We start from the raw sequence: 4,349 nt of genomic DNA on the forward strand, positions 1-4,349 counted from the left end.
ATCATTTTTGGCATAATAAATGGCAGAAACGTCGACTATTTTTGGGTTTATGAAGTACGTTTCTGCCACAGATATTCTATCAGATTTTAAAAAGACTGTCGACAGTCACTTTGTCAACAGTCTGTATACTACAACTTTTGTAGTATTTCAATTACTTTTAATCTATATTTTTATATAGCCAATCACTAGGAATATCCAGTTCTGTTGCTATTTTATGTACAGTATCAAATTTAATATTTTTAATGGAAGTATTATTATTGATGATGGCATATAGGGTAGATTCCCTTATCCCTGTTCTTTTGCTTAATTTATAAATAGAATACCCCTTTTTTTCTAATAACTCTGTTAATGTCATAGTTGCTCCCTCTTTTCTTGAATGTATTATATATGAATTTTATGACATTTGTAATGATGGCACTCAAGCGAGTGCCTTTTCTTTTAAAGATGAGCCTTCTGATTCACTTTTACAATCAGTTCTCCGATTCCATCTATTGCTGTATCCAGTACCCAAGGGTATTCACTGATGCAATTCATCAATTCGTTTAATTTCATTATCAACGACTCATATTTTATTGTGTTTTGATTCGCAGTTACCATACAGTTTTCTAAATCATCACATTCTTGCAACATAGCCTTTAAACTGTTCGCAATTTCTTCAGATTCAATTTCATTCACACATCTTCCTTCCTCAGAAGCATTTCGTATAATGCTTTTAATAAATGTTACATGATCGTTTGTTTGTAATATCATCTCAATATTCTCCTTCCATTTTCTTTTTTGTGAGTTCATCAATGCAGATTTGTAATAATTCGATTGTCGTATCCAAGTCTATTGAACCTACATTGACAGTAGCGACACAATCTATATTATTGTCTTTTGCATCCACTACGATTTTAATTTCTGTACTTCTTGATTTTTCCTTCATATTCTTAGATAGTAAAGTCTATACATGGTATCATCCTTCCTGAAACGCTTTTGTTTCTAAAATATGATACCATTCACTTTTTCCCTTCTATGTGTTTAAAGAGAACACAACTCTTTTATCAAAAATAGGAAGTCACTTCCGATTTTTCTCTTGTTCAGCATATGCTTGGATTTCTTCTTTTGTAAGTCCTACATATTTAGGTAATCGATTTGCACTGATTCCTGTGATTGTACTCTTCCCTTCTCTTTCTGCTTCCAACATTTCCTGTGCTAGAATTTGATTCGCTTTTTCCCTACCACAAGGAATAAACCTCCGTATATCGTATTGGTGAGCGTATCCTTTTCTAAGTATTTGTTCTCTAATTATATTTCTATGTTCATTATCTTGTTGATTCTGCCTCATACTTGAAACACTCCTTTCGCAAAATCATCATAGCATAATCAAAACCAAAAAGTATAGTTTTTATATACCACATCTTTTGTAGTTTTTAATCGTAGTCTTAATGGACTTGTTAGAGTAGTATATCGTATAATAGAAGTGAATATAACGAAGGTGGTGAAATAAATGGAAAAAGAACCTAGCATATATGATGTGGATAAACTTATTGAGATCATAACGGATTATCGAACTAGGAAAAACATAAACCTGCGAAATTTTATTGAAAAAGCAAATATTAGTTATGCTCTATATCATCAAATAAAGCGTAAAGATGTTAAACTCACTTCACGCATTATTAAACACTTTGCAAATGCTATGGAAATGGATTTTTATGTATTATGGACACAAATCATGATTTTAAGTGATGATGAAAATAAAAACGAACTTCTTCATGATACATTTAAAACATTATTTTTACTAAATGATGAACAGTTGCAAACAATTCATGATGAAGTAAAACGAATGGCATCCTTTAAATAATACGCATAATATACTTCAATTTATCTTCCTTCTTTAAATTGAACTTAGAGAGGAGAGATCAAATTGCCAGTATATAAAGATAAACAACGAGGAACATGGTATATATCCACTTCCTACACTCCAAAAAAAGGATTTTACAAAAAAAAGACAGTTCGTGGTTTTAAGAAAAAAAGTGATGCGTTGAATTATGAAAGAGTTATCATGATTCAGTTGAAGCAGAAAGCAAAATATAATTTTGTATTGGGCTTGAAATTAGAAGATGTTTGGAAAGAATATTCTGACTATATGAGATTGACAGAATGGAAAGATTCTACCTACAATGCGAACTCCTGTATCTACAAGAAACATATTAAACCTTATTTTTTAGGTAGAGATTTACTTCAAATACAGAAAAAAGAAATTACAGAATGGCACACGGCTTTAGTTAAAAAAGGACTATCCAAACCTTCTATCAATGTCATTCACACTGCTTTCAGTGGTATCTACACCTATGCAAATGATATTTATGATATAGATTATCATCCGTTAAGTAAAGTTGGATATATAAAATGTCATAAAGAAGATAAGAAAAAAGAATATGTCATTTTAGACCCAAAGGATTTTGTCACTTTTATCAATTCTTTGGATACAATCAAAATGAAACTCCTCTTTCGGACATTATATTCTACTGGATTGCGAATTACAGAGTTAAGAAACTTGAAATGGACAAACTTTAAGAAGCAATCCTTTTTTATTAACAAGGTTATGAAATCGGAAAACAGTAATCGTATTGTACCTATCGACAATGAATTGAATTTACTTTTAAAACAATTTAAAAAACTTTGTGCACAAGAAGATTCTTTTACCAATGATTCATACATATTCTTTGGTAAACATTTTAACAAAATGATACCTCAATACCTTATCCGAACTACATTGGAAAAACACTTGGATTTATGTCATTTAAAACGCATGACACCTCATGATTTTCGACATACTTATGTGTCTATGCTAATCCATGAAGGGTATGATGATACATCTATTGCAGAATTGATTGGAGATTCTGTTTTAACAGTTAGAACTGTCTACGCTCATATGTTGCCATCAAGACGAAAAGATGTCATGGTAGTTCTTGATAAAAGCATACCGAAGAACCTCATTTCGATATGATTTTATTAGGGAAAACCATGAAAAAGAAATAAATTTTAGTTTCAAATTCGTATCACAAGAAGGAAAAGATAAAAAAAAGCCCCATTTTAAAGGGCTAAATCTTCATTTTGAATTTTTTAATATAAAATAATTTAATATTATATTAAGTATTGCACCTCCTATAGTAGCAATTGCCACATAATTTGTCTTCTCATAATAAAATTCGAAAGTAGCAAAAAATGAGTACATAAACATAAAAAGTACACTTAATGCAACAGACGGGACAACCCATATAGCTTCATAATATTCATGTGGAGCAAACGCAGAAATTAATTCAGGGGCAAATAATATTAGCAAGAGGTTCACTGCTGCGATTAGAAAAAAACATGGATATGCAACTCTGGATAAACCATCTATTTCTTTATCTCTTAATTTACGATATATCCATGGCTCTATAGTCTGTAATAAAGCAGTATTAAACATAGTCATAATCATAGAAACTGCATATGCTAAATTATAAATTCCTGCTTTATCGGCTCCAACCATACTGCTTATCATTATTCTATCTGAACTGCTCAGTACAGTAAGAGATAAATAATGTGGTAATAAAGGTATATTAAATTGCAATGCATATTTCCAATATACCTTTGAAAATAGTGTCTTTCCTTTTTTTATTTGAGATATAAAAGTACCAACATAAAAAGCGAATTGCACAAAGGCCATACTTAATATACGAATTGTAACTTTATTTTTACTATTTAGAATAAGTATGACGCTTAGAACAGGTTGTGTGACAGATACTGCAATCGTCAATAAAGCTAGCTTTTTATATCTAAAATCAGCCCTTTGTTCCATTGACCAAAAATTGAATGCTCCACTTGACCATATCATAATGAACATCGCCATTATCTGAATTGTAGAAAGTGTGAATAGTGAATTAAACCAATCGTTAAAAATATAATATATAATAAGCCAAATAAAACAAAGTAATAGGCTTAGTCCCTGTAATGAAGATGAATATCTATTACGATCCTTCTCAAACTTTATGACGCCTTGAGAGTACACACCAGAATATAAATTTAAAGAAATAATAGGTGTAATAATCTGCATCCATGAATTAAAAATAGTGAATTGTCCGTATTCAGTTGTTGATAATATTCTTGTAAATATTGGCGTAGTAATAAAAGATATTCCCCTTTGTAAGAAAGAACATATTAGAAAAACAAATGAAGCTCTAACAGGTATTGGAATGGGAGTATCCCAAAGATTGTGTAAACCTCTAAACTGATGTAAGATAAAATTACTCGGTTTGGAGGTTTTTAAAATGGTAAGAAAAAAGGATACGCCACGAAAAGCAATAATGCGAGAGTTCATGCAG

General features: G+C 30.7%; 6 protein-coding genes. 2 read left to right on the top strand and 4 right to left on the bottom strand.

Going from position 1 to position 4,349, the window contains the following annotated elements; translation table 11 throughout:
- Positions 1 to 157 precede the first annotated feature (157 nt).
- The 3 genes from NE665_RS23280 to NE665_RS23290 all read right to left on the bottom strand — a co-directional run bounded on the left by NE665_RS23280 (position 158) and on the right by NE665_RS23290 (position 1,327).
- On the bottom strand, positions 158 to 355 hold the full coding sequence (locus NE665_RS23280; RefSeq protein ID WP_002611064.1) for a helix-turn-helix transcriptional regulator: 198 nt from the start codon (positions 353 to 355) through the stop codon (positions 158 to 160).
- Between the two features lie 83 nt (positions 356 to 438).
- Positions 439 to 750 carry a hypothetical protein gene (locus NE665_RS23285; RefSeq protein WP_142691781.1) on the bottom strand — a complete coding sequence of 104 codons (312 nt, stop codon included), beginning with the start codon at positions 748 to 750 and terminating at the stop codon, positions 439 to 441.
- A 307-nt stretch (positions 751 to 1,057) separates the two neighbouring features.
- Complete coding sequence (locus NE665_RS23290; protein ID WP_002611068.1) at positions 1,058 to 1,327, bottom strand: hypothetical protein; 270 nt, start codon at positions 1,325 to 1,327, stop codon at positions 1,058 to 1,060.
- 162 nt (positions 1,328 to 1,489) lie between these two features.
- Between NE665_RS23290 and NE665_RS23295 the strand changes: the two genes are divergently transcribed.
- Complete coding sequence (locus NE665_RS23295; RefSeq protein ID WP_002611070.1) at positions 1,490 to 1,843, top strand: hypothetical protein; 354 nt, start codon at positions 1,490 to 1,492, stop codon at positions 1,841 to 1,843.
- Positions 1,844 to 1,906: 63 nt separating this feature from the next.
- Positions 1,907 to 2,992: a tyrosine-type recombinase/integrase gene (locus NE665_RS23300; RefSeq protein ID WP_002611072.1), complete on the top strand. Its 1,086-nt coding sequence runs from the start codon at positions 1,907 to 1,909 to the stop codon at positions 2,990 to 2,992.
- 102 nt (positions 2,993 to 3,094) lie between these two features.
- Here NE665_RS23300 and NE665_RS23305 read toward each other — a convergent pair.
- The coding region (locus NE665_RS23305) for an oligosaccharide flippase family protein (protein WP_256302662.1) at positions 3,095 to 4,349 on the bottom strand (1,255 nt) is incomplete at its 5' end.

The sequence above is a fragment of the Clostridium sp. DFI.1.208 genome (assembly GCF_024463855.1).
GTDB lineage: Bacteria > Bacillota_I > Bacilli_A > Erysipelotrichales > Erysipelotrichaceae > Clostridium_AQ.

Coding starts and splice junctions, on each gene's coding strand:
- NE665_RS23280 (WP_002611064.1), bottom strand. CDS start 355: ATGACATTAACAGAGTTATTAGAAAAAAAGGGGTATTCTATTTATAAA.
- NE665_RS23285 (WP_142691781.1), bottom strand. CDS start 750: ATGATATTACAAACAAACGATCATGTAACATTTATTAAAAGCATTATA.
- NE665_RS23290 (WP_002611068.1), bottom strand. CDS start 1,327: ATGAGGCAGAATCAACAAGATAATGAACATAGAAATATAATTAGAGAA.
- NE665_RS23295 (WP_002611070.1), top strand. CDS start 1,490: ATGGAAAAAGAACCTAGCATATATGATGTGGATAAACTTATTGAGATC.